The following is a 25,519-nucleotide window of genomic DNA, read 5'->3' as shown; positions in this document are numbered from 1 at the left end:
CCTGAGTCACATCACGGCTTGGCATCCGCCGGAGGCGGGACCTCATCGGCGGGAGCAGGCGCGGGCTCGGCGGGTTCCGGAGTCGGCGGAGAGGGGACCGATTCTGGAGCCGGGGTCGCCTGGACAGGGGCCGTGGGAAGAGCGCTCCCTTGCTGGAGACGCGAGCCCGCCTGGGCCGACTTGGGATGAAGGGTGCCAATGAGCGTGGCCAAGGCGATCCGTAAGGCGGGTTCGCGCTCCTGGTCGAGCGCGGCCAGAAGCTTGGCTTCCTGGTCGGCCGCCACAAGCGGTCCGAACCGCTGGATGCTCCGGGCGAGTTGCCGGGCCGATGAAAGGCGAAGCGCGATGGGCTTCGAGACGTTGAGGACGATATCGGCAAGACCGCGCTGAGCCCCGGCGTCAGGCACGTCCCCCAAGGCGGACGAGGCGGCCAGGTCGGCCGTCGGGGCGTTCAAGGCGACGGACAGAGCGCTCTCGGCTTGCCTCAAGTCGGCCTCGAACGGGCTGCCCGGCTGCGACGCGACCTGGGCCAGAAGCGAGGCGGCTTCACGAGCGTAGGCGGTCCGCTCCTCAGGCGAGAACTCCGACGGACGGCCCCCGAGCTGCCGCTCGAGAATCGCCGGGCTGGTCGGAGTGACCAGGAACTTCACCCCCGGGTAGTTCCTGAACATCGGATCGAGCGCGACCTGTTGGTTGAGCGGGCCCACCACGTAGACCGGAATGCCCGCCGTCCGCGCATCGGCACGCAGATTTGCCAGGATATCGACGAGTCGCCAGGGTCCACCGGTCTGGTGCGAGTCGATCAGGATCAGCTCGACGTCGGCCCCCTCAGACGCGGCCTGAAAGCCTTCCGCGCCGGCTCGGGCCACATCCGGCTCGTAGCCGAGGGCTTTGAGATGGGAGGCGAGCAGGTTGCCACGATCCAAGTTGCCATCGATGACGACCGCCCGAGGCGTGGGCTGGCTGGCCACGAACCGAGCCAGGATCGGCACGACCTGGCTCGAGCCGGCGAACGGCCGGCGCGGTTCGAGCTGGACCAAAGCCCGCGCGGCGGCAAATTGAGCCCGACGACCCGACGACGAGAGTGCCTCGACCAGAGGGTGGACCCGAGGACCTGACGTCAGAACGTCACGGTCGGTAATCTGCCCCAGGGCCGTCGCCGCAACCGCAGCCAGGTCCGTCTTACCGTCGGTGATCGCCGTCTGAAGGACCTGCCCCAACACGCTCGGCCCGGCGGCCAGAGCCGAGGCGAAAGCGCCCGTGGGGTCAGTGGTCGTCACGGCCTTGAGGCCCACGTTCTCGACCGCTTTCTCCAGGGCCTGGCTCACCAGGACGACCTGGGCGGGCCCATCGGCCGGATTGAGTTTGAGCGCCTCACGCGCCAGTCGCTGTCCGAAGTAGGCTTCGGCCTCGCTCCGGGGGATCTGACGAGGAACAGGGACCTTCTGAGCCGCGTCCCATTCCCAGAGCAGGGCCGTATCGCCAGGGAACAGGAAGGCGTGATGGTGGTACTTCTGCGCCTCGTCAGTCAGAACCCGAACGGGGGAGCGGGGCTGGGCCTCGAACGAACGGCCCGTCAAACGTGCGATGGCGCGGCGAGCCTCGGCGCGGGCGGGCGATCCTGCCTCGGTCGACGCAGCCAGGGGCGTCAAAGGCGGAACCGCTCGCACGTCACCGATCATGCCGAGGGCGTTGGCCGCATCGGCCGCCAGCCGCCCGTCCGCGCTCTCGAGGACCGCAATCAAAGGGGGGACCGCGGAACGGTCGAGCCGCCCCATGTTATAGGCGATCAGTGCCCGGTCCTCGGCGGGGAGGTTCGCCCGGTCCAGGGCCTGCACCAGGTAGGGAACCGCGTAAGGACCGGCCTCGCGGAGCCGCTCAACGGCATACTCCTGCTCCTCAGAGCTCTTCGTCAAGGCATTGACGAACCGCTGAATCCGATCGGCCCGGGTCGAGCTCCGCAACGAGGCGGCAGCCAGCAAGGAGGAGAGGGGACGGGCCAGGGCCCGCGTCTCGGGATAGTTGTCCAGCCGAAGGACCGACCCGACGCCGTAGCGGTCGCGAATCTGGAGCAGGACCGCGTCGTCGGGCTTGGACTTCATGAACTTATTGAGATACGGGACCGCCTGCTGGGCCTGGCCGGTCCGGAGCAAGTAGTCGGCCGCCTCCCAGAGCTCGATCGGAGTCTGCGGCTCCTTAGCGAAGGTCTCGGGGCCGGGGACTTGCCCCCTTGCGTCGGCGACGAACCCGGGGAGGAGCGATGCTCCCGCCGCCAGGCAGGCCACCACGCACGAGATCGCCAGGCGATCGCGGAAAGACGAGTTTCGGCACATGGGGTCGAGTCCGCTCTGCTTCGGGGCCAACGGGACGGTCGGGTTCACAACACGTTCGAGTTCACAGGCGCTCCTGAAGAACCAGATCCTCCATCGGTTTCACGGCGGCGGGCCAGGCGGACGGCCACCCCATCGACGAGGATCTCGGTAGCGCGTGTTGTCGTTGGAGGCCATGACCATGCCAAAGGCGCCTGCCGAGAAGGCCGCCAGCAGATCGTCCCGGTCGAGCCGGGGCAGGGCAAAAGGCACAGTCTTTGGCCAGGAGGTCTCCGCTCTCGCAAGACATGGGTCCAGGTCCGACCACGTCCCAGGGCTCGGTCCCCGCGATCGCGGCCTCGGAGTCGTCGAGAGGGGCGGGCAGGCCGACCGACAGGGACCGTGACGGGCCCGACCCGGGGGAACGATGCGGAGAGCGCCGGCCGGATCAGGTCATTCATCGCGGCGTCCTGGATCAGGAACCGCTTCTCTCCCGACTGCTTGGTATATAACACACGACTGGCCAGGATGCCGGCGTTACCGGCGAGCACCCGCCCCGGATCCATCGCGAAACGACAGCCTTTGGCTTGAATCCCGGGCAAAATCCGCTTGGCGAACTCGGCGATCGGTCGCGTCTGGTGGCCTCGGTCGTTGATCGCGAACCCGCCTCCCATGTCGCACCACGCAACCGAACCGCCCATCTTGCGCAACCGGGCGACGATCTCGCCCCCTTTCCCTTGGACCACCGCGTCGTGGCAAGGATTGGTGGTCTTGATCTGCGAGCCGATGTGCATGTGCATGCCGATCATCGTGACGCTCAGGATCCGGACGAGGGCAAGAGCCGAGTCTTCCAGGCGGCCAGTTGTTTCTCGACCTGGTCGGGTGCGGTTGAGCCGTGGGACCGGAACGCCTTGACGGCGTTGGCGACCCCCAGCACGCTTTTGACCCCGGGCCCGAGGTTCGGGTGGGCCTTGGCGAAATCGTCATCGGGCAGGTCGACCAGGCGGCGGCACCCTTTTTGTTCGCAGAGGCTGACCAGGTGGCCGATGACCTCGTGCGCGGAACGCTGGGGAACCCCTTGGCTGATCAGGTATTCCATGAGCGTGGTGGCGTCGAGGAAGCCTTCGTCGAGCCGCTCGGCGATCCGGTCCGCGCGAAGAGTCGCCCCTGCGACGACAACGGCCGCCAGTTCAAGGCAGGCCTCGACCGTGTCGAACGCGTCGAAGATCGGTTCCTTATCCTCTTGGAGGTCGCGATTGTAAGCGAGCGGCAGCCCCTTGATGAGCACGAGCAGGGTGTTGAGCGCACCGATGACCCGGGCAGTCCGCCCGCGAATCAGCTCGAGGACGTCGGGGTTCTTCTTCTGGGGCATGATGCTGCTGCCGGTGCAGATCGCGTCGGGCAAGGCCAGGAACGAGAACTCCTGGGTGCTCCAAAGAACCCACTCCTCCGCCCAGCCCGAGAGGTGCTCGGCAATCATCGTCAGGTCGAAGACCGACTCCAGGGCAAAGTCACGGTCGCTGGAGACGTCCATGCTGTTGGCCGCCACCCCCTCGAACCCGAGCGCCTTGGCGACGTGGTCGCGGTCGATCGGCAGAGTTGTGCCGGCCAAGGCGGCGGCCCCCAGGGGCAAGACATTGAGCCGCCTGCGCGTGTCGGTCAGCCGGTCGCGGTCGCGGGCGAACTTCTCGACGTAGGCGAGGAAATAGTGCGGGGCGAGCACCGGCTGGGCGCGCTGGAGGTGGGTGTAACCGGGCAAGATCACCTCGCGGTGCCGCTCGGCCGCGTCCACCAGGGCGCGCTGGAGATCGGTCAGCCGCGCGCCGATCCGGTCCAACCCGTCGCGAACCCAGAGCTTGACATCAGTGGCAACCTGGTCGTTGCGGCTCCGGGCCGTGTGCAGCTTGCGCCCCACATCCCCGAGCCGATCGATCAAGGCAGCCTCAACGTGCATATGCACGTCCTCACGTTCGAGGACGAACTCGAACTGGTCCGCCTCGATCTCAGCCCGGATATCCGACAGACCCCGCACAATTTGCTGGCACTCATCGTGAGTGATCAAACCAACATGAGCCAGCATCTCGGCGTGCGCGATCGAGGCCCTGATGTCGTGCTCGAAGAGTCGACGATCAAAGGAGATCGATTCCGTGAACTGTTCGACGCGACGATCCGTTTTCTCGCCGAAGCGTCCGCCCCAAGGTTTGCTGGCCACCCGTCATCACCTCTCAACCGTCCCGCAATGCGCAATATCACAGCACAAAACAACTCCATCGTAGGCAGCGTGACACGGAGTGTCAACCAGAGAGGGTACGGGCTTGGGGGAAGTGAAGGGCAATGGCCGGCCATTCCTTGCCGGTCGCATCAGGCGAGCGGAAAGCGTGGGCTCGCCTGAAGAAAGGCCCGACGATGGATCGTCGGTCAATCAGAAAGTCTCGATCATTGGGTAGTCTTCGCCTTGGAACGCCCTTTCTTCCGGGCGGAGCGGGGGGAACTCTTGGCGGCCTTCTCGGACGTCGAAGCTTCGTCGGCGCTGGCCTCGGCAGTTACCGGGTCCTGGCTCGGCTTCGGGGTGGAGGCAGCCGGAGCCTCGGGGTCGGCATCGGCCTTCGGAGTGGCATCGGGGTCGAGCTTCGCGAGGTCGAAGGGCTCGCCGAGCATCTTGTTGAAGGCGGCCTTCTGCTTGGCGTCGATCACCTTGCTCAACTGCTGAACGGCGCCGTCACGAGCCTTCTCCATCATCTGGCGGAGCTGGGCGGCCTGGCCAGGGCCCACCTGGCCCATCGCGGCCCCTTGACGCATTCTCGCGAACAAGAGGAACTGGTTCTGCTGCATCTGCGTCATGATCGACTGCACATACTGGCGCTGGGTGTCTTTCAGCCCGAGCTTGGCGGCAACGTCCGGCCGGGCGACGGCCAAAGGCCCCTCGGTGCGGAGGACGATCTGGTTGAACCGTTCCTTCTGGCTGTCCTCGAGAATCCGGCTGATCGCCTGATCGTTCTCCCGCCGCAGGCCGTCGCGGGCGGCCAGCATCCCCTGGGGATTATTCATCCCTCCCGCGCCGTCTCCCCCGAGGAAAATCGATTGGAATTGATCGCGCTGTTTCTGGGTCGCGGAGACGGAGAGGCCGAAGATCTTGTGCTTCTGAGCATCGGTAAGCTTCAGCTCCCGCTGAACCGCAGGCGCCATGAGGATCGTAATGGGGGCTTGAGGCCCCGAGCCCATCGTACGTGCCAGGCCGGCCAGGCTCTCGGTCTGCCCTGAAGCCCCTTGATCTCTCCCGGGGGCTTGCGCTCGAGCCCTCGAGAACGGCGCCACCGCCGACAGGACAACAACGGCCAGGCTAGCCGCCACGCGGAACGTATAAACGCGATTCATCAATGCGTCTCCGTCCCAAGTCCGGTGGAGGGGTCACCGATGGGTCTGACATGACATTCAAACAGAACAAAGAGGGAACTGATCTGCCCCCGGCGGCAATACGCCGTGTGACCAGCAAGGCCCATTCTTCAGCAATCGGAGATGAACCGCAATGAGCTGCGAGAAAAGCCGACAGTACTTTCGATCGCGATGTAACCACTTCTTCGACACCTATATCCCCCGTGACCGCCGGTCGGCTTCGGCGAGGCTGAAACGGACCTCCTTATATTTTCCCCAGTCAAAACTGGTGAGGAACTCCACTGCGGCCTCCACTCCTCGGGCGAACAGGCCAAGCTTCTCTTGAGGACCCAACTCGAAATTGAGCCAGTTGAAACCCTCGGTCTCAACCGTGCCGATCAGGTGCTGATAATCCGGGTTGCGGAAGAGAAAGTCAAAGTCGAGGGCCTGCCTGGCAGCGTCGACCGTGGCCTTGGTGAAACGGCTGAATGAGGAGGTATTCGTGGCATGCCGCTCAATCCCTAGCCGGACCCCCAATGTCGGGGCGAACGGGACAACATCCGGGCGATGGAAAATGTTGATTGGGAAGTTAGAGACGATGCCCCCGTCGACAAAGAGGTGATGATCCGGCAGCTCCCCCTGGTACCCGGCCAACTCTACCCACAAGGCCCGTTGCGCCTCATCGCGACGGCCTCGCGTACGACTCGGGTGGAAGAACCAGGGAATCGACATTGAGGCCCGGACAAAGGTCGATGGCGACACCTCGTCGGGGTCGTCAAAGATCAGCGCGGACATCTCGGGGAAGACGAACTTGGTCTTGGTGACCACGTCGACGGTAACGATTGCAAGGCGGCCAGGGATACGGCACTCGAACGACCGCTCCTCCCGACCGGTTCTCGCCCGCAGACCTGGCGGGCAAGTCCCCATCCGTGCCCGCAGCTTGGCAGCAGTATCGACATTTTCCGATCGCAGAATTTCGTCGACCCATCCCAGGAAGCGCTTGCCGGGGTGGAGGCCGTAGTGCTTGAGCAGGCCGGGGAGGGCCAAAGACAGTTGACTGACGACCGAGAGCTTACCCGCCCCGCGGGCGAGCGCCAACGACGCGCCTCGGGCAAAGAATCGCCCATCGAGAAATTCCCGGGCGTCCAGATTGGCGAGATGCTTCAGCATTGCCTCGCTCTTGGCCGCAACGGGAGGCCCCAAAGCCGCGATCAGCAAGGTATTGATCGCCCCGGCCGATGACCCCGCCAAACTGAGGAAACGAAGGCCAGCCTGCTCCAGAACATAGATGTAACCCACCAGGGCGATGCCAAGGATCCCCCCACCTTGCAGTACCAGGTCAACGTATTGATACCCGGCGTCGTCGATCACATCGCTGAACTCCTTGTGGGCAACCTGGTGTCGCAGTCTCTCGACCGCCTCGGCGACCGTCGGCCCCCCAGGCCGGAGAGGATACATCATAAAATCATGAGCACTCAATTTTCCATTATTCATCATAATTTTCTCTCTTATAAACAAAAGGAGGGAAACCGTTCCGCTCAGGGGCTCAGCGGGCCCAATACGAGCCGGATCAGATCTGACATGCCCACCGAGAGCGCGGCAAGCAAGGCGAGTACCGGCCCGACATAGGCAACCAGCTTGCCCAGGAAGTCAAGGTTCCAGAGCGAGCGGTCGACCGGGATCTTGTTCACACGCGAAATGAGCTCGTTGCAGTTAAATCCCACAAGCACGCGGACGATCATCACCAGGGCCAGCACAACGACAAGCAAGGTCCACTGAAACAGCGTTCCGGCCGGCTGATACGGATAGCAATTGACCGTGGCCATGAGCAGGATCGTCAAAACGGTCAGTGCGCTGACCCGGATCCAAAGGATGTCGAGGTGGCGGTTCAAATAACGGATCACTTCAAGCGAGAGGTACATCTCGCCGACCTCTACCGAGCGGGCCGACAATACCACCCGAGACTCAGCGTCCCCCTCTGGCCCCGTGGAAGAGCCACTCGACTCGGACCTTTGGGATCCTTGATCGGCGAAGCCCTCAAGGGGGCCCCGAAGCGACCAGACGGGGGCAAGGAGCCGTGTCAAGGCCCGGCTGACCTGTGCTGTGGTCCCCGCGTTCGACAACTTCGCCGAATCAAGCGCGTTCTTGACCTCCTTGAGGTCTTCGCGCCGTACAAGTAGCTCGGTAGGCGGTGCGGTTGAGAGAGCGTCCTCAGCCAAGATCAAACCCAGGGTCTCGCGGACGTGCCGGAACCGCTCCGTCAGTTCGCGATCAGCGTGGCCCTCCCAAGCTTCACTGAAGCTACCCAGCCGGGACGTCAGCCGACGTGGCAGACGGTCGAGCGCCGTGCCGAGGGGAAGGCTCAGCACCGAGACTGTCAGCGCATTCAGACACGTCCAGTACTCTCGCAGATAGAGCGCCTCATGGATCACGGCCCCGTAGAGAAAGGCGAGCACGAGCATCAAGAGTAGCGACACGAAGGGCGTCGGCTCCATGGTCACCATGGAGAACGTCAGGTATCCGAGCAGAGTGCCCCCCAGGATGACCCCGAAAATGACCGACGGTGGAACCGTCTTGGCCTCGCGGCAGCCGTCGCTCGAAGTCGACACTTGGGCGGCACCCGCCGCACTCCCTTCCACGCGAGTGATCGCCCTCCAGGCGACGACGAGCAAGACGAGACAGCCCAAGGCGGCCACCACGAGTTGTACGGCCTCGAACTCGTTCGAATCGTCGGAGGCAAGATCCAGGTAGGCCAGTTGAAAACAGCACCAGACGAAAGCGCTGCCCAACAAGGCGATGAAAAAGAAGGGCCAGATCGGCGGCGAATCCGTAGTAACGGGATGGATCTTCCACCGTTGGAAGACCTCCGAACTCGCATACGTAAGCATCAGCATCATCACGAAGACATTAAGCAACCAATTGTTGTTAGAGAGGTTGTGTGCGGAGAACTCAGTGTAAAATCCCATGAAGAGAAAGGTCCCGAAGGCGAGCACGACAAGCCCAGGGTGCCGATACATCAAGGCCGTCTTTGGATCGGCCAATGCCGTCAATTCCTCCGCCTGCTGCGCAGAACAGGCAAGCAGATCCGCCATGGGGGTCTGACGATCAGCCCCAGGACAAGGAAGGGGATAGCAGGACCGAAAATCAAGGTAATCGCGGCGGATCCGCTCGTTCTTGGCGAGGCATAACCAGCACGTCAAGATTGCCGCGATACCGAAGAGGAGCGGTAGGACCCATGAGACCCCACTCGTCAGCGACAAGCGCTGGAACGTGAACCAACTGCGCGGCCACCGAATGTTCATGACCGAGGAATCGCGGGGCCACCGCGTATGAGCGGCAATTGATGTCACTGCGCCGAAGATCTTGACGCTCTGTCCTTCCGTAAGCTGGGGGGCAAACCACAGACTCTCGAGTTGCTTTTTGAGATCGGCAATCGACTCGGCATGTGCCTTCAAGCTTGTCTCGTCCGTCTTCACGACAACCTTGCCATCATCGCCGAAGCCACGGAAGTGGAGCACATTCCCCACGTTGGCGACGACGAGGAGCTTCTTACCCTCTGTCGGAATGCCACTGACGTCGCGAACGAAAGGCATCAATCGTAGGCGAAACCCCTTCCAGACGTTCTCAGGAAGCCACAGGCTACCGGCATACTGCCCACCTCGCGCATCGGCCCCCTTGGGCGGAACGGGCGGGACGATCACCTGGAGTGGGAAATGCCCCTTCTGGCTGGCAACCGTAACCCACAAGGCGGGGCCCATTGCCTTCCGCTTCGGGCCGGACCAATCATAATCGGCCAGGAACCCATCATATCCCTCAAATGGGCTAAGGGCTTGCGCAAAAACAACCTTTTCAAATCAAGCTTGGCATCTATGTCTGTTTCTGCGATAATAAGAGGATGTACGATCCTCTTGTCATCGCACAGATTCAACGGAAATTCCATCTGCTTTCCCCCGAGATGGACGAGAGACGCCGCCGGCAGTGGGCGGCAGCGGAGGCGAAGGAGTTGGGCTGGGGTGGTGTCTCGCTCGTGGCCCATGCCACCGGACTGTCTCGTCCGACGATCTCGGCTGGGATGCGGGAGCTTGAGCGACCGATTGCGCAACGCACGGTCGAAGGGACTCGGGTGCGTCGGCCGGGCGGTGGTCGGCCGACAGCGGCGAAGTCTGACCCCGGATTGATGGCCGCGTTGGAGTCGTTGCTCGACCCCGTGACGCGAGGTGATCCCGAGTCGCCGTTGCGATGGACCTGTAAGAGCACGCGGCGGCTGGCCGAGGAGCTGTCGCGGCAAAACCACGGCGTGGGACCGCGAACCGTGGCCACATTGCTTCACGAGGCAGGGTACAGCTTGCAGGCGAATCGAAAGACTCGGGAGGGAGTCGCGCATCCCGACCGCAACGCCCAGTTCGAGTACATCAACGCCAGCGTTGGCCGAGCGCTGGCCCGGGGGCAACCGGCGATCTCGGTCGACACCAAGAAGAAGGAGTTGGTGGGCGACTTCAAGAACGGTGGACGGGAATGGCATCCGCAGGGGGAACCCGAGGAGGTCCGAGTCCATGACTTCCTGGATAAGACCCTGGGCAAGGCGATCCCCTACGGCGTGTACGACATGGTCAACGACCAGGGTTGGGTCAGCGTGGGGATTGATCATGACACGGCCCAATTCGCCACCCACAGCATCCGCCGCTGGTGGCAGGAGATGGGCCGTGAACGCTTTCCCCGGGCCACCGAATTGCTGATCACCGCTGATGGCGGTGGGAGCAATGGGCATCGGACGCGCCTCTGGAAGGTGTCGCTTCAGGCCTTGGCCGATGATCTTGGTTTGATGCTCTCGGTGAGCCATTTCCCGCCGGGCACGAGTAAATGGAACAAGATCGAGCACCGGTTGTTCAGCTTCATCACGCAGAATTGGCGAGGAAAGCCGTTGGTCAGCCATCAGGCAATCATTAACTTGATCGCCGCCACAACGACCAAGAGCGGCCTGATCGTGAAGGCGGTACTGGATACGAATCATTACCCCCTCGAGATCAAGGTGAGCGATACGGAACTGGCGGCGCTGTGTCTGGAACGGCACGAGTTTCACGGAGATTGGAACTACACCATCGCGCCGCGTATAAAGAAGTCACGCTCCCAAAAATTGTAAAAGTTATTTTTGCGCAAGCCCTAAGCTCGCAGAGGTGGGCGATAGTCGCATTATAAGTACCGAAGGCGGGGTGTTCCGGAAGCGTCAAGAAATGGCGTTTCTCACCTTCATCCCACATCGGATGGGTTGAGGCAAAGAGGAGCCCCCGCAGCCGGCTGATCCGCTGGTTGTGCGTGAATGGCGGATCGGCCACCGGACTGATAATCTGCACGTCGGGGCAGTGGATCCGGAGGAACTCCGCGAGAAAAAGGCGATCACGTAAATCGGTCGCTGAGAGCCAGACGATCCGGATGCCATGCCGGTTAATCTGCTCGGCGACCCGAAGCAGACGAAGTTCGTCGCTCGCCGAGTTGAAAGCAGGCGACTCTGGACGTACAAATTCAGGCTTGTCCGTTCCCTCGTCTTCGTCGAATCGTAGCCGCTCGGCCGTGCGTAGCGTGAGGGACGACTGGCCTCCACTCGAGCCTTGGCGGGCGTAACGGCGGCGAATCTCGGAGATGTAGAGTGGGAACGTAAAGCGGTAAGCATCGAATTTTTCAATACTTCTCGATGCATACGAAGCGGAAGCGTTATTCGGCAAATGACCTAACGTCGCCAACTGGCCGTATCCAGTGGTCTCTTCGGTCAGGAAGGCAATCCGATTGTTGCCAAATACGGGGCTGGCTTGTTTCTTCAGATAAGAAAGGAGGGCCTCATCCATATCGTCGGAGCCGTAAATGACATTCTCCAGGACGACCCGCTCCTTGCCGACCGAGCTATCGAACGTGCACTGGATTTGATCGATATCCAACGAGACGGCGCCACCGTTGATCCAATGAACCTTGGTGAGGTCACACTCCACGGCTCCGGGCGGTAACGGCGCCAGATTCCGCAGCCAGGAAATAAGGGTACGTAGAATTGAGGAGGTCGATCCCGAGAAGTGGGGGCCAATGATCCGGACAGTCCGGCGTCCCTGTTGGCGCTCGCACTCGCGGGCGATGTCGAGGCTCGTTTGGAGAATCCCGGTATCGACGCCCACGACAGGAGTTTCCGGCACGAGCAGCATAAGCACCAACTCGTGTGGCGCGGGATTGGCATGCTTGACCCTGGCCACCTGCGCATTTGCCGGGAGTTCCGGGAGCTTCTGTTTGCGCAGAAGGATTGCACCCGGAAGACGGCGAAAAGTATCGCTGGCCCCCCCGGGCAGGCTGATCCGCACCCGGCCCGGAGTTGGCTCGACGGTCTGCAAGTCAATGCTGCGACCAGCGGCACTCTTCCAGTTGAGCCGGTAGTTGTCGAGTACAAAGCCGGCGTTACGCAAGGCCAACAGCATGGCAGTGATCGTGCTGTCAAAGCGGTAGGCGGAGCCCGAACGGGCGGGGTCAGGGACCAAACTGACCAGCACCTTCAATTCATCGCCATTGCATGATTGATCTGTCATCCATGCGACGACCTTGTTGGGGTCGAGTTTCCCCTCCTGGCCATCGGCCCTCAAGTCTCGCCGCTGTTGATCGCCAAGGCGTGCCAAGCGAGCGGCGTAAAACTGGAACAAGGGCTCGAGGATTTGGAGCTTCATCGCACCAGGGCTGCCCCCCTGGCCCTCGTCGAGACGGTGGGAATCCAGAAGGATTTCCATCTGGGTCTTATCCTGAGTCCGTATTGCTGCATTAGCGGGATCGGCCGACGGCAAAGCTGTGGATACGGCCTCCCCACGGCTGGCTTGGGTCTCTGGATTGCCGGAAAAGTTCGAAAGCCCAAACAGCGCCAGTACGGCGGCGATCATTGCCGGAAACGACCACGACGTGGATGACCCGCCGGATTTAGATCGGGCGTCGCTCATGGGGCACTCCATGGCATATAATCAATTCATGAATTCATGTGGAAACCTATCGCTGCGGCACAATGGCCAGGCACAAGGCTGAGGGGCACGGCCGTCGAGGGCCCACGGGGCCCTCAACGCAACCCGAGAGAGGTCCTTGAAGCCAGCATCTCAATTCAGTGGCGTAGCGGGGATTGCTCGTCTCGCTCTCGTTCGGAAGACAGCTCTCAACTGTCAGGGTTCACGCCCCGTCATTGAAGTGGCAGTCGCCTACCTAGAGGGCTTCAGGGCAATTCGCACCTTCAAAATCATCTTCCGCGATAGAAACATTGAATACTGGACAACCAACGACCTGACGGTGGACGAATTGACCAAGATTGGCCCACGCCGAACGGCGCCGGGCGACTAAGAACGGCCACCAAAGCCTGGTGGAATGCGAAACAGGGCCTGCCCCGAACCGCACGGGAGCAACACAACCACATCGTCGGCCTCCCAAACCAAAGCCATTAACTCCCACCCCTCATTTCGACAATGCACATCCTTGTTTCATGCATGAGTTCTTATCAAATTAGCGAAAATTTCCGAATTGCTCAATGAGACAGAAAAAGAATTGGCTCCTCTGAAGAATCAGTGCGGGCAGGAGACCTGCTTCCTCACCTGATTGATTCTGCAGAGGAGCTTCAAAAGGTCACAAACGACGATAAAATATTTGTTATCTGCACGACACATAGGTCGTGCACAATGAATTTGACCCAAGAAAACGCAACAACATCATCACCTACGAATTAAGCACACCCATCATCAATCCAACCCACAACTCAAAATAATCCAAACGATTGGCAAAAGCGGCTTTTCAATCGGTGGCCCATGCAACCGCCTCTCATCGTGCGTGCTGCCAACCCGGCGAGGCAGGCAGGGGCGAGCGAGCTTCTCAGGCTAACCGGGAAGGCGTCACATCCATGATTTTTCTCATCCTTTCGAAAATAAAGCATCCGCGTGTCCCCTTGGTGGCTTCGCCTTGAACCAAGAGGCACGCGGATGCAGCTTCAATCACTCAAAGGCATTCGATCTCACTTCTTGGCGGGCGCGGAGCCGCTCATCATCCCGGCGCCCTTGGCGACGCCGATGACGCCGCAGGCGACGCGGTCACCGGCTGCGCCGGCGGGGGCGGACTTGAGGTCGTCGGCCTTGGCGTGAACGATCAGGCCGCGACCGATGATCGAGTGGTCGCCGGAGAAGCTGAGGGCGGAGTCGAGGATGTCGATCTTGGCCACACCCTTCTCGTTGGCCTCGATGTTCCCGAGGTCACCGACGTGCCGCTTATCGGCATGCGGGCCGGCGTGCGGCATGTCCGTGGGATTGAAGTGGCCGCCTGCGGACATGGCGTCGTCCGAGCTGCAATCGCCAAACTCGTGGACGTGGAAGCCGTGCAGGCCCGGGGTCAGACCCTCGACCGTCCCTTCCACCAGGATCCCCTTCGGAGTCCGTGTGAAGGTGACCTTGCCATGAACGTCACCCCCCTTCTTGGTGGCGTGCAGCACGGCGATTGCCTTCGTCACTCCCCCCAGGTGGGGCACCTCGGCGTGCTGGGCCCACGACCCGATCGCGGTCAGCGCGACCAAGGCGGCACCGGTCGCCATGGCGAAAACAAAGCTCTTGCGTGTCATGCTGTCTCTCCTCTGGGTGTATCAACTCGGTGGGACCAAACGAGGGTCGTTGCAACTTAGCCTGCAAGGCGCCTGCTCACAAGGGACTTCACCCCGCCCAATTCGTGAAACGCCCTTACCACAGGCAAGATCGGCTGAGACTGCCGCAAAACTCGCGCCCTCCGTCGTTTGGGACGCAAAGTGAGCAGATCAACGGCCACGGCTTCGTCAGTTCCCTTCGGGAGTCGTCGGCCGCGTGCCTGCGTCTGGCCCTGGCCTTGGCTCATTCAGCGCGACGAGCAAGGACGGAGCACCCAGGGCCGTCAGAAGGTCGGCCTGGGACTGGGTGGCCTGCCAGAGGGCGTCGAGCTGGGCATTCTCGAGCTGGATCAAGCGCTGACGGGCCTGAAGGAGTTTGGTCAAGTCGGCCTGATTGGCGTCGAAGAGCTGTTCCAGGCGGTCGACCTGGACCTTGAGGGTGTCGGCCAGGCCGGAAGTCTGGCTCACCAGCCGGTTTGCGCCGTTCCACTTGGCGACGGCCGCCTTGACCTGGGTGGTTGTCCGCTGCTCGGCCTGCTGGAGGGCGACCAGGGCTCGGCGGTAATCGGCCTCGCGCTGAACGACCAACGGCTTGCCGTTGTTGAGGAAGGGCAGGGGAGTGATGTAGGTGAATCCGAAGAACTGGGTCCCTTGCTCGTTGCGCTGGTAGAGCGGACCGACCACGGGGGTCGGAATCCGGTCCCCCTTGGCCAGCTTGACCGCGGCGCAGGCACCGGCCGCCGCCGCTCGCGCGGCGTGAATTTCAGGGCGGCTCTGGAGCGCGAGCCGGACCAGGCTCTGGTCGTCGAGCGGAGGAATATTGTTGGGCAGGACAAACTGTCCCAGGGGCTGGGCGGTCCCGGCCGTTTCGGGGGTCCCGATCTGGTTGTGGAGGTCGGTCAGGGCATTGGCGTAGTCCTGCCGGGCGACCTCGACCTGCTGGCGGGTCGCCTTGTTCTCCACCTCGGCCAGGACGACGTCGGCCGCCTGCACCTGGTTGGCTTCGAGCCGACGGTTGAGCGACTGGAGCAGGCGATCGTTGAAGTCGGCCAGTTGCTCGGCGACCCGGAGCTTCTCGCGGCGATAGGCCGCCGTCTGGAAGAACCGGTACGTCTGCACCATCGCCAGCATCTCGGCCTGGACCACGATCCACTGCTGCTGGTTGTAGGCCGCCTTGGCGATGTGGTAGCGATGTGTCGTCTGATGCCCAAGCTCGAGCGGCTGGCGGTAGGAAAAATACATGAACGCATCCTTGTGGTTCATGCCAAAGCCCGGGTTCCGCTCGGTGACGAAGGGGCGGACGTCGACCCAGAGTGTGGGGTTGAGGGTGGTCGGGAACCGGCGGGCGACCTCGACCGACTCGGGGGTCGCGATGTTGCTATTGCGCAAGGTGACGACGTCGGGGTTCCCGGTGATCGCGCCGTAGAGGGCCGCCTGGAGGCTGATCGACCGGCCATCTTCGACGATCGGCGGGGCCGGAGCGGGTATGGTCAAAGTCGTCATGTCGAACTGCGTCCGGCGCACCGGGAGATCGCCGGGCGCAGCGGACGTCCTCGGAATGATCCGAGCGTGAGGGCCGCTCGATGCCGCGTTATCGGCAGGCGGCGAATCAGCCTGGGCGGCGGCTCCAAGGACCAGGACGGTAAGGGCGGTCAACGCGTGCATCGGTCTCGCATCCTGCGGGCAGACCCAGGGGAGTGAAATCCCGAGATCACCGTTCGCTTCCAGTCGCCTTCCTCGACGACCGCTCAATCTTCATTCGGACAGACTAGAGAATCGGCTGCCGACCGCCCCCATGCGTGGTCATGAAGAAAAATTTAGGGAAGTTCGCACGCGAATGACACGGTCGATTGAGTATCTTATCGAGATCGCAGGGCCACGAACTTGGCTTTTCGATTGCGCCGACCAGGAAATATTCCATGTACCAACGATGGTGGATGCCGCGGATCCCGCTGCCGGCCTGGGTCATGGCGGTGGCGGCGATCGTGACCGTCCCCGGCTGCCAGCCCGCGGCAAGCAGCCCAACGGCCTCGACAACCAAGCCGCCCCCCCCGGTGTCGTTCAAGCCCCCGACCGAGGCTGAGCTGACGACCATCGTGCTAACACCCGAGGCTGAGGAACGGCTGGGAATCCGCCTGGCCGCCATCGAGCGGAAGCCGATGCCGCGCACCACCGTCTACGGCGGCGAGGTCGTCATTCCTCCAGGCCGACTTGTCAGCGTCTCCTCCCCATTCACCGGGACCCTCAGCGTCCCCCCTGGTTCCGGTTTTCCCACGCCGGGAAGCCCGGTCACGGAGGGGCAGCCGATCTTCGTCCTCGTGCCGATCCTCTCACCCGAGGCCCGCGCCACGATGGCCCCGATGCTGATCGAGGCGGAGGGGCAGATCAAGCAGGGGAAAGAGTCACTCAACATCGCCAAGGTGAACCTCAACCGGGCGGAAAACCTAGTACGCGACAAGCTCGGGGGCACTGCGGCCCTGGTCGACGCCAAGGCCCAGTTCGACCTCGCTCAGGCCACACTCAAGGCCGCCGAGGACCGCCGGGCAATCCTGGCCAAGGTGGCGTCCGACGCCGAGACCGGCACCATGCACACCCAGAAGATCAACGCACCAGCCCACGGCACACTCCAGAACCTGCACGCCAGGCCCGGCCAGAAGGTGGCGGCCGGCGCGATCCTATTCGACATCGCGAGCCTCGACCCGGTCTGGATCAAGGTCCCCGTCTACGTCGGCGACCTCGAGCGGATCGCGACCGACAAGGCCGCGGAGGTCGGCGGACTCGCCGGCACGCCGGGCGCGGCCACCCGGCCCGCGACTCCCGTCACGGCCCCTCCCTCGGGCGATCCCCTCGCGGCCACGGTCAACCTCTTCTACGAGGCCGTGAACAAGGAGAACACGCTGAGACCCGGCCAGAGAGTCGGCGTCACGCTTCCCCTCCAGGGCGAGGATGAGAGCTTGGTGATCCCGCTCGCGGCCCTGCTCCGCGACATCCACGGCAATACCTGGGTCTACGAAAACAACGGCCCTCACTCGTACGCCCGCCGCCGCGTCTCCGTCGACCGCGTCGTCAACTCTCTGGCCGCCCTGACCAGCGGCCCTAAGCCAGGGGCCCAGGTCGTGACCGACGGCGCGGCGGAGCTCTTCGGCACTGAGTTTGGCGTGGGTAAATAAGTCGTCGCCGGAACACCGGACGGGTTCTCGATCCACTTCCAGTGAATGCCTGAGTCAATGATCTCATGATGAACTGGCTTGTCTCAACATCGCTCCGGCTCCGCGTGCTCGTGCTGGCGCTGTCGGTCGTGCTGATGATCGTGGGGGTCCGCACCGCGCGGAAGGCCCCTTTGGACGTCTTCCCCGAGTTCGCTCCCCCCTTGGTCGAGGTCCAGACCGAGGCCCCCGGGCTCTCGACCGAAGAGGTCGAAAGCCTGGTCAGCGTCCCCTTGGAGAACGCGCTCAACGGCACGATCGGCCTGAAGACGATCCGGTCGAAGTCCGTGCTCGGGCTGTCGTCGGTGGTCCTGATCCTCAAGGAGGGGACCGACCTGATGGCCGCGCGTCAGGTGGTCCAGGAGCGGCTCTCGGTCGAGGCCCCCAGGCTCCCCGCCGCGGCGCGACCGCCGGTCATCCTGCCGCCGCTCTCTTCAACAAGCCGGCTGCTCAAGGTCGGCCTCTCGTCCAAGACGCTCTCCCAGATGGACATGACGATCCTGGCCAAGTGGACGATTCGCCCTCGCCTGATGTCGATCCCGGGGGTCGCCAACGTCGCCATCTGGGGTCAGCGCGACCTGCAATACCAGGTCCTGGTCGACCCCGACCGGCTCCGCGCCAACGCGGTGACGCTGGACACGGTCGTCAAGGCCGTGACCGACGCCTCGGCCGTCGGCGCGGGGGGATTCGTCGACATGCCCAACCAGCGGATCGCCGTCCGCCATCGCTCGCCAATCGAAGAGCCGGGCGACCTCGCCCGCACGACGGTCGCCTTCCGCAACGGTGTTTCCCTCAAGCTCGGCGACGTTGCCGACGTCGCCATCGGCTATCCTCCGCCGATCGGCGACGCGGTCATCAACGACGGTCCCGGCCTCCTCCTCATCGTCGAGAAACAGCCGACGGGCAACACGCTCGAAGTCACCCACGAAGTTGAGAAGGCCCTCGACGCCCTCCGGCCGGCCCTGAAAGGGGTCGACATCGACCCCACCATCTTCCGCCCTGCGACCTTCATCGAGCAGTCGCTCGACAACCTCAAGGAAGCGATGGCCGTCGGCTGCGTGCTCGTTGTCCTGATCCTCGTGACCTTCCTGTTCGACTGGCGGACGGCCCTGATCAGCCTGACGGCAATCCCGCTTTCGCTGATGGCCGCGACAATTGTTCTCGTTTGGATGGGCGCAACCATCAATACGATGGTCCTGGCTGGCCTGGTGATCGCCATGGGCGAGGTGGTCGACGACGCGATCATCGACGTCGAGAACATCGTCCGTCGGCTCCGGCTCAACCGCCTGGCGGGCTCCCCCTTGTCCGCCTATCAGGTCGTCCTCGACGCCTCGCTCGAAGTCCGCAGCGCCGTCGTCTTCGCCAGCCTGATCGTGATCCTCGTCTTCGTCCCCGTCTTCTTCCTCGACGGGCTCTCCGGCTCGTTCTTCCGCCCTCTCGCCCTCGCCTACGTCCTCGCGATCGTGGCCTCGCTCTTCGTCGCCTTGACGGTGACGCCCGCCCTCTCGCTCATGCTCCTGACCGGGGCGTCCGAGCGGAAGCGCGAGTCTCCCTTGGTCCGTGCCCTCAAGTGGGTCTACCGGTCGATCCTCCCCACGATCGCAAGGCGGCCGGCCTGGGCGGTCATCGTCCTCGTCGCCGCCTTTGGCGGATCCCTGGTGGCCGTCGCGGGCCTCGGCGAAGAGTTCCTGCCCGACTTTCAGGAGAACGACTTCCTGATGCACTGGGTCGAGAAGCCGGGGACTTCGCTGGAGGCGATGCGGCGGATCACCGTGAGGGCGAGTAAGGAACTCCGCACGGTCCCCGGCGTACGCAACTTCGGCTCGCACATCGGCCGCGCCGAGGTCGCCGACGAGGTCGTCGGCCCGAACTTCACCGAGCTCTGGATCAGCGTCGACCCCAAGTTCAACCACGCCAAGGCGATGGCCAGCGTCCAGACCGTGGTCGACGGCTACCCGGGGCTCACCCGCGACGTCCTCACCTATCTCAAAGAGCGCATCAAAGAAGTCCTCACCGGCGTCGGCGCCACGGTCGTCGTCCGGATCTTCGGCCCTGACATCGCCGTACTCCGCGACAAGGCCCAGGAAGTCTACAAGGCCATCGACGGGGTCAAGGGGGTCACCGCCCTGAAGGTCGAGCCCCAGGTCGTCGTCCCGCAGCTCGACGTCCGGCTCCGTCCCGAGGCCGCCGCGCGGCTCGGCTTGACCCCGGGCGACGTCCGGCGGTCGGCGACCACGCTGGTCAAGGGGGCAAAGGTCGGCGAAGTCTACCGTGACCAGAAGATCTTCGACGTCTTCGTCTGGGGCGTCGATCGCGTCCGCAACGACATCTCCGAACTCCGCGACCTGCCGATCGAGACCCCGTTGGGAACCCACGTCCCCCTGGGCGACGTGGCCGAGGTCGCAATCGCGCCGGCTCCGAACGAGATCAAGCGCGAGGGGGCCTCGCGACGGATCGACGTCACCTGCAACGTCGAAGGCCGCGACCTCGGCAGCGTCGCCCGCGAGATCGAGGAGCGTGTCAAAAAGCTCTCCTTCGAGCGGGAGTACCATCCCGAGTTCCTCGGCGAATACGCTGCCCGGGAAGAGTCGCGCCAACGCCTGCTCGCCCTCTCCGCCCTCTCCCTGATGGGGGTCCTCCTGATCATCCACGCCGACTTCCGCACGATCAGGCTCACGGCCCTGGTCTTCCTGACCTTGCCGTTCGCCCTGATCGGCGGCGTCTTCGGCGCAGTGCTGGGAGGGGGCGTCCTCTCCCTCGGCTCACTCGTCGGCTTCGTGACCGTCCTGGGCATCGCCGCCCGCAACGGGATCATGCTCGTCAGCCACTACCGCCACCTCGAGGAAGAAGAAGGCGAACCGTTCGGCCTCGGCCTGGTCATCCGCGGCTCCGAAGAGCGGCTCGCCCCGATCTTGATGACCGCCCTGGCCACCGGTCTCGCCCTCGTCCCGCTGGCCCTGGCCGGCAACAAGCCGGGGCACGAGATCGAGCACCCGATGGCCGTCGTCATCCTCGGCGGCCTGGTCACCTCCACCGTCCTCAACCTCTTCCTGATGCCGGCCCTCTACCTCGCCTTCGGCCACCAGCGTCAGCCCAGCACATCGCGAACGATCGGTAGCCAAGCCGTCGAGGCCAACGCGGAACCTGTTCGCATTTGACAAAAACAACAAAGACAGATTTCATCATTTTATTGATCAAGGCGAACCTCGACTGCGACCAGCGGAGCGGCTCTCAAGAGTTTTCTGGGGATGAGTTCCAGATCGATGCCCTGTTCGTAGGGGTGACCGGACATGCCTTGGGGCCGCTCAGCAAAGGTTTCAGCGTAACAGAGAACGCAGTCGAGACCAATCTCCGTACGGTCCTCTTACGGCCCCCACACCCCGAAAATTCATTTGATTTATTGCTGATTTTTAACTAATCCAATTAAATCAAAATTAGCATTTCTACCGAATCCCTCCGGCCGACGAAATTCCTAGCAACCTCCCAATTTCCCCATTAAACTGAGCGGCTCGCCCGTGCGCGATCTCGGGCTGTCTAAATAATCACCCAACGTGAAGGAGAGGGTTCATGGCTAAGGAAAACTGTCCGCAAGAAGAGGCTCCCCTTGTCCATCTCTCCATGACCTTCGACGCGGCGCGGCAGTCGCCCAACCGATTCGCCGAAGACCCGAATGACTCGAGGCGCCCGGATCCAAGCCAGACGGCCCCACATAAGCCGATGTGCCCTGAGAAGGTCGGCAAACTCATCGTTCAAGGAAACAACCACTACGCATCGTTTATCCGTCACTGCAAGGAGATAGCTGATAAGTACGCGAGCAATTCGGTTTCCGCAAGCCTCGAGGAGACGTTTCGTATCTTCCTCAACAAGGACGAGATTGGCACCAAGAACAGCCATATCAGCCACCAGACGCCTTACGCCGCGGTGCTGAGTTGTATCGATGCGCGTGTCCCGCCCGAGTTGATCACCGGTCAGGCGGCGAATGACATGTTCGCGGTCCGCACAGCAGGGAACTTCCTCCTGGAGCGTGGAGAGGCGCGCGGAAGCCTTGAGTTCGTGCTCAACAACTACGCGACGCGCCCCAAGCACGAAAAGAAGGGCACGGACGGTTCGGGAAAACCCGAGGAGGTGAAACCGCTCAGCGTAGTGCTCGTGCTGGGCCACACGCAGTGTGGGGCGATCAAGGCAGCGTACAACGCCGTCGTTGCCGAAAAGAATCAGCCGGTGCTCTCCCAGAAGGAGGGTCCGATCAAGGAAAGCGCCCATCCCTCGCTCGACGCCATCGTGGATCGCCTCAAGACAATCGTGAGGATTGTGATGATGCTCAACCCAGACATCAAGGATCCGGATCGCTTGATGAACCGGGTATGCCACTTCAACACCATGCTCAACTATCTCGACATCAAGCGGATGGCAAACGCGGTTGGTTTGGGCGAAGGCTTCGATGTCTTCTACGGCTCGTATCACGTAGAGAACTGCCTGATCTGCAGTACGAATCTCCCGGGTAAGCCGGAATCCAAGTTCATGAAGGCGTTGAAACGCGAAGAGGAGGGGAGACACCCGATCCCCGACGTCTTCGAGTCGCTGAAAAGGCACGGTTCAGCCCCCGCTACGGAACTCGGCACTCATGCGAAAGAATTTATCGAGGGGAGCCTTCTTGATGCGATGAAGCAAGAGGCCGATGAATTCGCAGACGCGAGTCGGAACAACTGATTCAGCAGTTCGATCAAGACGAGGCGCAGTCCACCTGGCGATGTTCGTGGCACCGCATGCAAAATCGCATCTTGAATTCCATTTTCATTTGCGATCAACACATACATGCCATGAAATAGCCACACGATATTCGACGAATCTCGCGTGGTGTGATGCGAGGTCGAGTCTCGTTGTCTGCGAGGTCAACCAGGGGAGGATTAAAGCGACCATGTTGATTCGCAAGAGTGTTGGATCCTTGAGCTCGGCCGAGAAAACGACTTTCGTGAACGCTCTCATAGAGCTCAAGAAGCGAGGCGAATACGACAAGTACGTGCACTGGCACCACCATGTCATGATACCGACAGTGCTACCGGATGAACCCCGTGATCCCGGATATCGCAACGGCGCTCATCTCGGCCCCGCATTCCTGCCATGGCATCGAGAGTTCCTCATGCAGCTCGAGCAGGAATTGAGGACGATCGACTCCTCCATAACTATTCCCTATTGGGATTGGACGATCGACGCCGCACTGAAGGATCCCAAGACTGCACCGATCTGGTCCGATGATTTCTTGGGTGGCGACGGGTTGGAGAAGGATGAATGGCGGGTGCAAAGTGGCCCGTTCGCCTATAAGAATGGGAAGTGGCCGGTTCCTTCATACCCGGCGGACGAGTTGCCCGGCCTCGGCCTGAAGCGGCAGTTTGCTCAGATCGTTCCTAATTTGCCTACTGCCGAAGACCTCGCTCTCGCAATGGCCGAGATCTATTACGATACCCCGAACTACAATCGCAGCCCGTTCACGATCGGTTTCCGTAACCGCATTGAAGGTTGGATCACGCAACGGGGCGACCCTCGGGTGAAGACGACCAGCTCGCAATTGCACAACAGAGTGCACTTGTGGGTCGGCGGCAACATGACGCCCATGACCTCACCTGACGACCCGGTATTCTTCCTTCACCACTGCTTTATCGACAAAGTTTGGGCGGACTGGCAGGCGGAGCAGGCCAAAGACAATCCGGCCGCAGCTCCGCATTACGCGCCTGAGGAGCAAGGTCCGCCAGGCCACAACCTGGGCGATCAACTCAAGCCTTGGAAGAGATCGGTCAAGGACGTCCTCGATATCTCCAAGCTCGGTTATCGCTACGAGCAGCCTCCGACGCAGGAAAAACTCCTCGTCAGAGCCAAGTCGATCCGGCTCGCAACCGACGACGTGAGAAGGATTCCGCCGAATGCGGCGAAGTCCCCATTTATTGCAGAATAACCCCTTTGCTAGACGCCAGGCCGGGCTCCCCTCGGTCCGGCGTCAACACACCCCGCAAGCCGCATCCGGTCCCGGTAGGTATCCGTTCTTCGGATCTTTGAAGGTCTTCCACCCTTAATGCCGTTCACTTACTGCTTCCAACGCCGAACACGACGTTAGACAACCGTGCGCCGCGACAAGGCCCAAGGAAGTCCACAAGGCCATCAAATGGGTCAAGGGAGTGACCACCCTGAAGGTCGAAGCCCAGGTCGTCGTCCCGCAACTCGACCCCAGTTCCACCCCGAGGCCGCCGCACGGCTCGGCCTACCCCTGGGCAACATCCGACGGTCGGCGAACCTCCTTGGCCAAAAGGGCGAAGGTCGATTTGGACCTCATCCGCTCGCACACCTCCAATGGTGGTGGCGCTCGAAAAATCACGGAATCGAGGGAGTCCCACATCTGCCTACTTGACGCCTCCGTTTCGGCAAAACTAGGATAACCGTACCAAGGCATGAGGCTGGTAAAGCGAGGCACCTAAGGATGGGCATCTTCATTTCCATGAGATTCCAGTTTCCCCCTTTCATCCCCGCTCGCCCCACAAGCCGCAACAGCTTCTCCAAACCGGAGTTACGGCTCCCCTTGCCGATCGCGCCTCCCACTGAGTTGGGATGACCAAGATGGGACTGCGTGGGTCCGCCCTGCGCCGTCACCTTTCTCGTTCCAACGTTCCGATCGGCTCAAGGAATTCAGTCGGAAGGTCGTCCGCCAAGATCCAGGCCTTCGATTACGTCTGATCGTTTCAAAGGGACCTGTTTCACGATGACGAAAATGATTACAGATCCAAGGTCCGACTACCTCCCGGCGCCGGTCGCGGCAATCAGCCAATCGCGATCCTTTCCTCGCCTCAACGTGAACGAGAAAATCGACGTTTGCCGGGGGCTCTTTGCCGTCCTGGTGGTGATCGCGCACTCCTGGGAATTGACGTGGGCGCTTCATCCCACAGCTCTGCTTGCGCTCTCTCCCCTCCTGAGGCAATTCATCGGTTGCACTGTCGGATCGGGGATCTGCTGGGTCATGGGATTCTTTGTCATCAGCGGTTACTGCATTCATCTCTCTATCGAGCGACTGATGAAGGCGGGGGAATTCCCGGTTCGGCAGTACTTCATCGCACGGTTCACGCGCATCTTCCCTTTGTATTATCTCGCCCTCCTGTTCACCATCATCGTGGAAGGGTCCATCGGTTCGGCTCGCCCCTCAATTTGGCCCAACGGACGAAGTCCTCTCGTCGTCTTGGCCCAGGTCTTTGCCATTCAGGGAGTCTCGCAAACATTCGGATCCTTTGCTCCCTCTTGGAGCATCACGAATGAAATTTTTTATTATATCGTCTATGGATTTCTCGCATATTATGCAAAGCGGCAATCCTCACGCCCGTTGCGGCTGGGAATTCTCCTGAGTCTTGTCATCACCTTGGCGTGTCAGGCTTACTACTTCGGGTTTCATAAATCATTGGTGGTCTTGAATATCGGCTTGCTGTTCGGACTTGGGTTGAACTGGTTTTTCGGGGCCTGGGTCGCAGCGCATCGTGAGGCGATGGTCCAGTCGGTGTCGCTTCGAATTCTCACCCGCGTCTGGCCCTTGTTCCTGGTCGCCGCCATTACCTTGCGCTTTTATGAGCGGATCCCTCAACTCGCCTATCTTCTGAGCGGATTTTCCTTCACGTTGATGCTGATCCACTTCCTCAAGGCTGAAGAGCCTGAGCAGTCGACACAAGAGTCGCCATGGCTCGCGAAGCGTACCGAGGAGTTCGGACTTTCGAGCTACCCCATGTATCTGTTCCATGGGCCGATCATTCTTCTGGTAGGCGCGCTCCTTCCGCGGCTCGGTCTCCTGATCGACTGGCGGCTCACCTGGGCGATTGCGTCGATCTCGGGAATTCTCGTCGGACTCGTCCTGGGGATCGTCGTCGAGCGGCCAATCATGGCCTGGCGGGCAGGCTTTCTCCGTCGGCTCCGCACCAGGTAATCCTCGTCGCTGGTCGTCTGGATTCGCACCGGGGTTCGGTCGAGAGAGTCGTGCAAAA

15 protein-coding genes are annotated in these 25,519 nt (G+C 62.1%); 6 read left to right on the top strand and 9 right to left on the bottom strand.

The window, feature by feature from the left end; genetic code table 11:
* Window positions 1–11 precede the first annotated feature (11 nt).
* The 6 genes from SINAC_RS00855 to SINAC_RS00830 form a co-directional block, all read right to left on the bottom strand.
* Window positions 12–2,333, bottom strand: a complete 2,322-nt coding sequence (locus SINAC_RS00855) for a HEAT repeat domain-containing protein (RefSeq protein WP_237722817.1) — start codon at window positions 2,331–2,333, stop codon at window positions 12–14.
* A gap of 44 nt (window positions 2,334–2,377) precedes the next feature.
* On the bottom strand, window positions 2,378–3,109 hold the full coding sequence (locus SINAC_RS00850; RefSeq protein WP_052315655.1) for a hypothetical protein: 732 nt from the start codon (window positions 3,107–3,109) through the stop codon (window positions 2,378–2,380).
* 17 nt (window positions 3,110–3,126) lie between these two features.
* On the bottom strand, window positions 3,127–4,521 hold the full coding sequence (gene argH / locus SINAC_RS00845) for an argininosuccinate lyase (protein WP_015243813.1): 1,395 nt from the start codon (window positions 4,519–4,521) through the stop codon (window positions 3,127–3,129).
* A 224-nt stretch (window positions 4,522–4,745) separates the two neighbouring features.
* Entirely contained in the window at window positions 4,746–5,684 is a 939-nt protein-coding gene (locus SINAC_RS00840) for a hypothetical protein (protein ID WP_015243812.1), read from the bottom strand.
* A gap of 210 nt (window positions 5,685–5,894) precedes the next feature.
* A complete protein-coding gene (locus tag SINAC_RS00835) occupies window positions 5,895–7,142 on the bottom strand; it encodes a patatin-like phospholipase family protein (RefSeq protein WP_157579401.1) in 1,248 nt (415 codons plus the stop codon).
* A gap of 77 nt (window positions 7,143–7,219) precedes the next feature.
* Complete coding sequence (locus tag SINAC_RS00830) at window positions 7,220–9,439, bottom strand: hypothetical protein (RefSeq protein ID WP_015243810.1); 2,220 nt, start codon at window positions 9,437–9,439, stop codon at window positions 7,220–7,222.
* Between the two features lie 137 nt (window positions 9,440–9,576).
* Between SINAC_RS00830 and SINAC_RS00825 the strand changes: the two genes are divergently transcribed.
* On the top strand, window positions 9,577–10,821 hold the full coding sequence (locus SINAC_RS00825; RefSeq protein WP_015243809.1) for an ISAzo13-like element ISSiac3 family transposase: 1,245 nt from the start codon (window positions 9,577–9,579) through the stop codon (window positions 10,819–10,821).
* Here SINAC_RS00825 and SINAC_RS39520 read toward each other — a convergent pair.
* The 3 genes from SINAC_RS39520 to SINAC_RS00815 form a co-directional block, all read right to left on the bottom strand.
* Window positions 10,706–12,640 carry a hypothetical protein gene (locus tag SINAC_RS39520; RefSeq protein ID WP_154673850.1) on the bottom strand — a complete coding sequence of 645 codons (1,935 nt, stop codon included), beginning with the start codon at window positions 12,638–12,640 and terminating at the stop codon, window positions 10,706–10,708. The two genes, SINAC_RS00825 and SINAC_RS39520, sit on opposite strands and share 116 nt — an antisense overlap.
* Window positions 12,641–13,689: 1,049 nt before the next feature.
* Window positions 13,690–14,286: a superoxide dismutase family protein gene (locus SINAC_RS00820; protein WP_015243808.1), complete on the bottom strand. Its 597-nt coding sequence runs from the start codon at window positions 14,284–14,286 to the stop codon at window positions 13,690–13,692.
* 207 nt (window positions 14,287–14,493) lie between these two features.
* Complete coding sequence (locus SINAC_RS00815; RefSeq protein WP_015243807.1) at window positions 14,494–15,969, bottom strand: TolC family protein; 1,476 nt, start codon at window positions 15,967–15,969, stop codon at window positions 14,494–14,496.
* A 254-nt stretch (window positions 15,970–16,223) separates the two neighbouring features.
* Here SINAC_RS00815 and SINAC_RS00810 point away from each other — a divergent pair, with 254 nt between their 5' ends.
* The 5 genes from SINAC_RS00810 to SINAC_RS00780 all read left to right on the top strand — a co-directional run bounded on the left by SINAC_RS00810 (window position 16,224) and on the right by SINAC_RS00780 (window position 25,461).
* Window positions 16,224–17,474 (top strand): efflux RND transporter periplasmic adaptor subunit, encoded by a 1,251-nt coding sequence (locus tag SINAC_RS00810; protein ID WP_015243806.1) that lies wholly within the window; start codon window positions 16,224–16,226, stop codon window positions 17,472–17,474.
* A 65-nt stretch (window positions 17,475–17,539) separates the two neighbouring features.
* Window positions 17,540–20,668, top strand: coding sequence for an efflux RND transporter permease subunit (locus tag SINAC_RS00805; RefSeq protein WP_015243805.1), 3,129 nt, complete (start codon window positions 17,540–17,542; stop codon window positions 20,666–20,668).
* A gap of 409 nt (window positions 20,669–21,077) precedes the next feature.
* Entirely contained in the window at window positions 21,078–22,220 is a 1,143-nt protein-coding gene (locus SINAC_RS00795) for a carbonic anhydrase (RefSeq protein WP_015243804.1), read from the top strand.
* Window positions 22,221–22,455: 235 nt separating this feature from the next.
* A complete protein-coding gene (locus SINAC_RS00790) occupies window positions 22,456–23,460 on the top strand; it encodes a tyrosinase family protein (RefSeq protein ID WP_237722818.1) in 1,005 nt (334 codons plus the stop codon).
* An 807-nt stretch (window positions 23,461–24,267) separates the two neighbouring features.
* A complete protein-coding gene (locus SINAC_RS00780; RefSeq protein ID WP_020467080.1) occupies window positions 24,268–25,461 on the top strand; it encodes an acyltransferase family protein in 1,194 nt (397 codons plus the stop codon).
* Window positions 25,462–25,519 lie beyond the last annotated feature (58 nt).

Origin of the sequence: Singulisphaera acidiphila DSM 18658 (genome assembly GCF_000242455.2) — a bacterium.
GTDB lineage: Bacteria > Planctomycetota > Planctomycetia > Isosphaerales > Isosphaeraceae > Singulisphaera > Singulisphaera acidiphila.
Note: the sequence above shows the minus strand (reverse complement) of the source record. Positions and strands in the feature narration are given on the sequence as shown.

Coding starts and splice junctions, on each gene's coding strand:
- SINAC_RS00855 (WP_237722817.1), bottom strand. CDS start 2,333: ATGTGCCGAAACTCGTCTTTCCGCGATCGCCTGGCGATCTCGTGCGTG.
- SINAC_RS00850 (WP_052315655.1), bottom strand. CDS start 3,109: ATGCACATGCACATCGGCTCGCAGATCAAGACCACCAATCCTTGCCAC.
- SINAC_RS00840 (WP_015243812.1), bottom strand. CDS start 5,684: ATGAATCGCGTTTATACGTTCCGCGTGGCGGCTAGCCTGGCCGTTGTT.
- SINAC_RS00835 (WP_157579401.1), bottom strand. CDS start 7,142: ATGATGTATCCTCTCCGGCCTGGGGGGCCGACGGTCGCCGAGGCGGTC.
- SINAC_RS00830 (WP_015243810.1), bottom strand. CDS start 9,439: ATGGGCCCCGCCTTGTGGGTTACGGTTGCCAGCCAGAAGGGGCATTTC.
- SINAC_RS00825 (WP_015243809.1), top strand. CDS start 9,577: ATGTACGATCCTCTTGTCATCGCACAGATTCAACGGAAATTCCATCTG.
- SINAC_RS39520 (WP_154673850.1), bottom strand. CDS start 12,640: ATGAGCGACGCCCGATCTAAATCCGGCGGGTCATCCACGTCGTGGTCG.
- SINAC_RS00820 (WP_015243808.1), bottom strand. CDS start 14,286: ATGACACGCAAGAGCTTTGTTTTCGCCATGGCGACCGGTGCCGCCTTG.
- SINAC_RS00815 (WP_015243807.1), bottom strand. CDS start 15,969: ATGCACGCGTTGACCGCCCTTACCGTCCTGGTCCTTGGAGCCGCCGCC.
- SINAC_RS00810 (WP_015243806.1), top strand. CDS start 16,224: ATGTACCAACGATGGTGGATGCCGCGGATCCCGCTGCCGGCCTGGGTC.
- SINAC_RS00805 (WP_015243805.1), top strand. CDS start 17,540: ATGATGAACTGGCTTGTCTCAACATCGCTCCGGCTCCGCGTGCTCGTG.
- SINAC_RS00795 (WP_015243804.1), top strand. CDS start 21,078: ATGGCTAAGGAAAACTGTCCGCAAGAAGAGGCTCCCCTTGTCCATCTC.
- SINAC_RS00780 (WP_020467080.1), top strand. CDS start 24,268: ATGATTACAGATCCAAGGTCCGACTACCTCCCGGCGCCGGTCGCGGCA.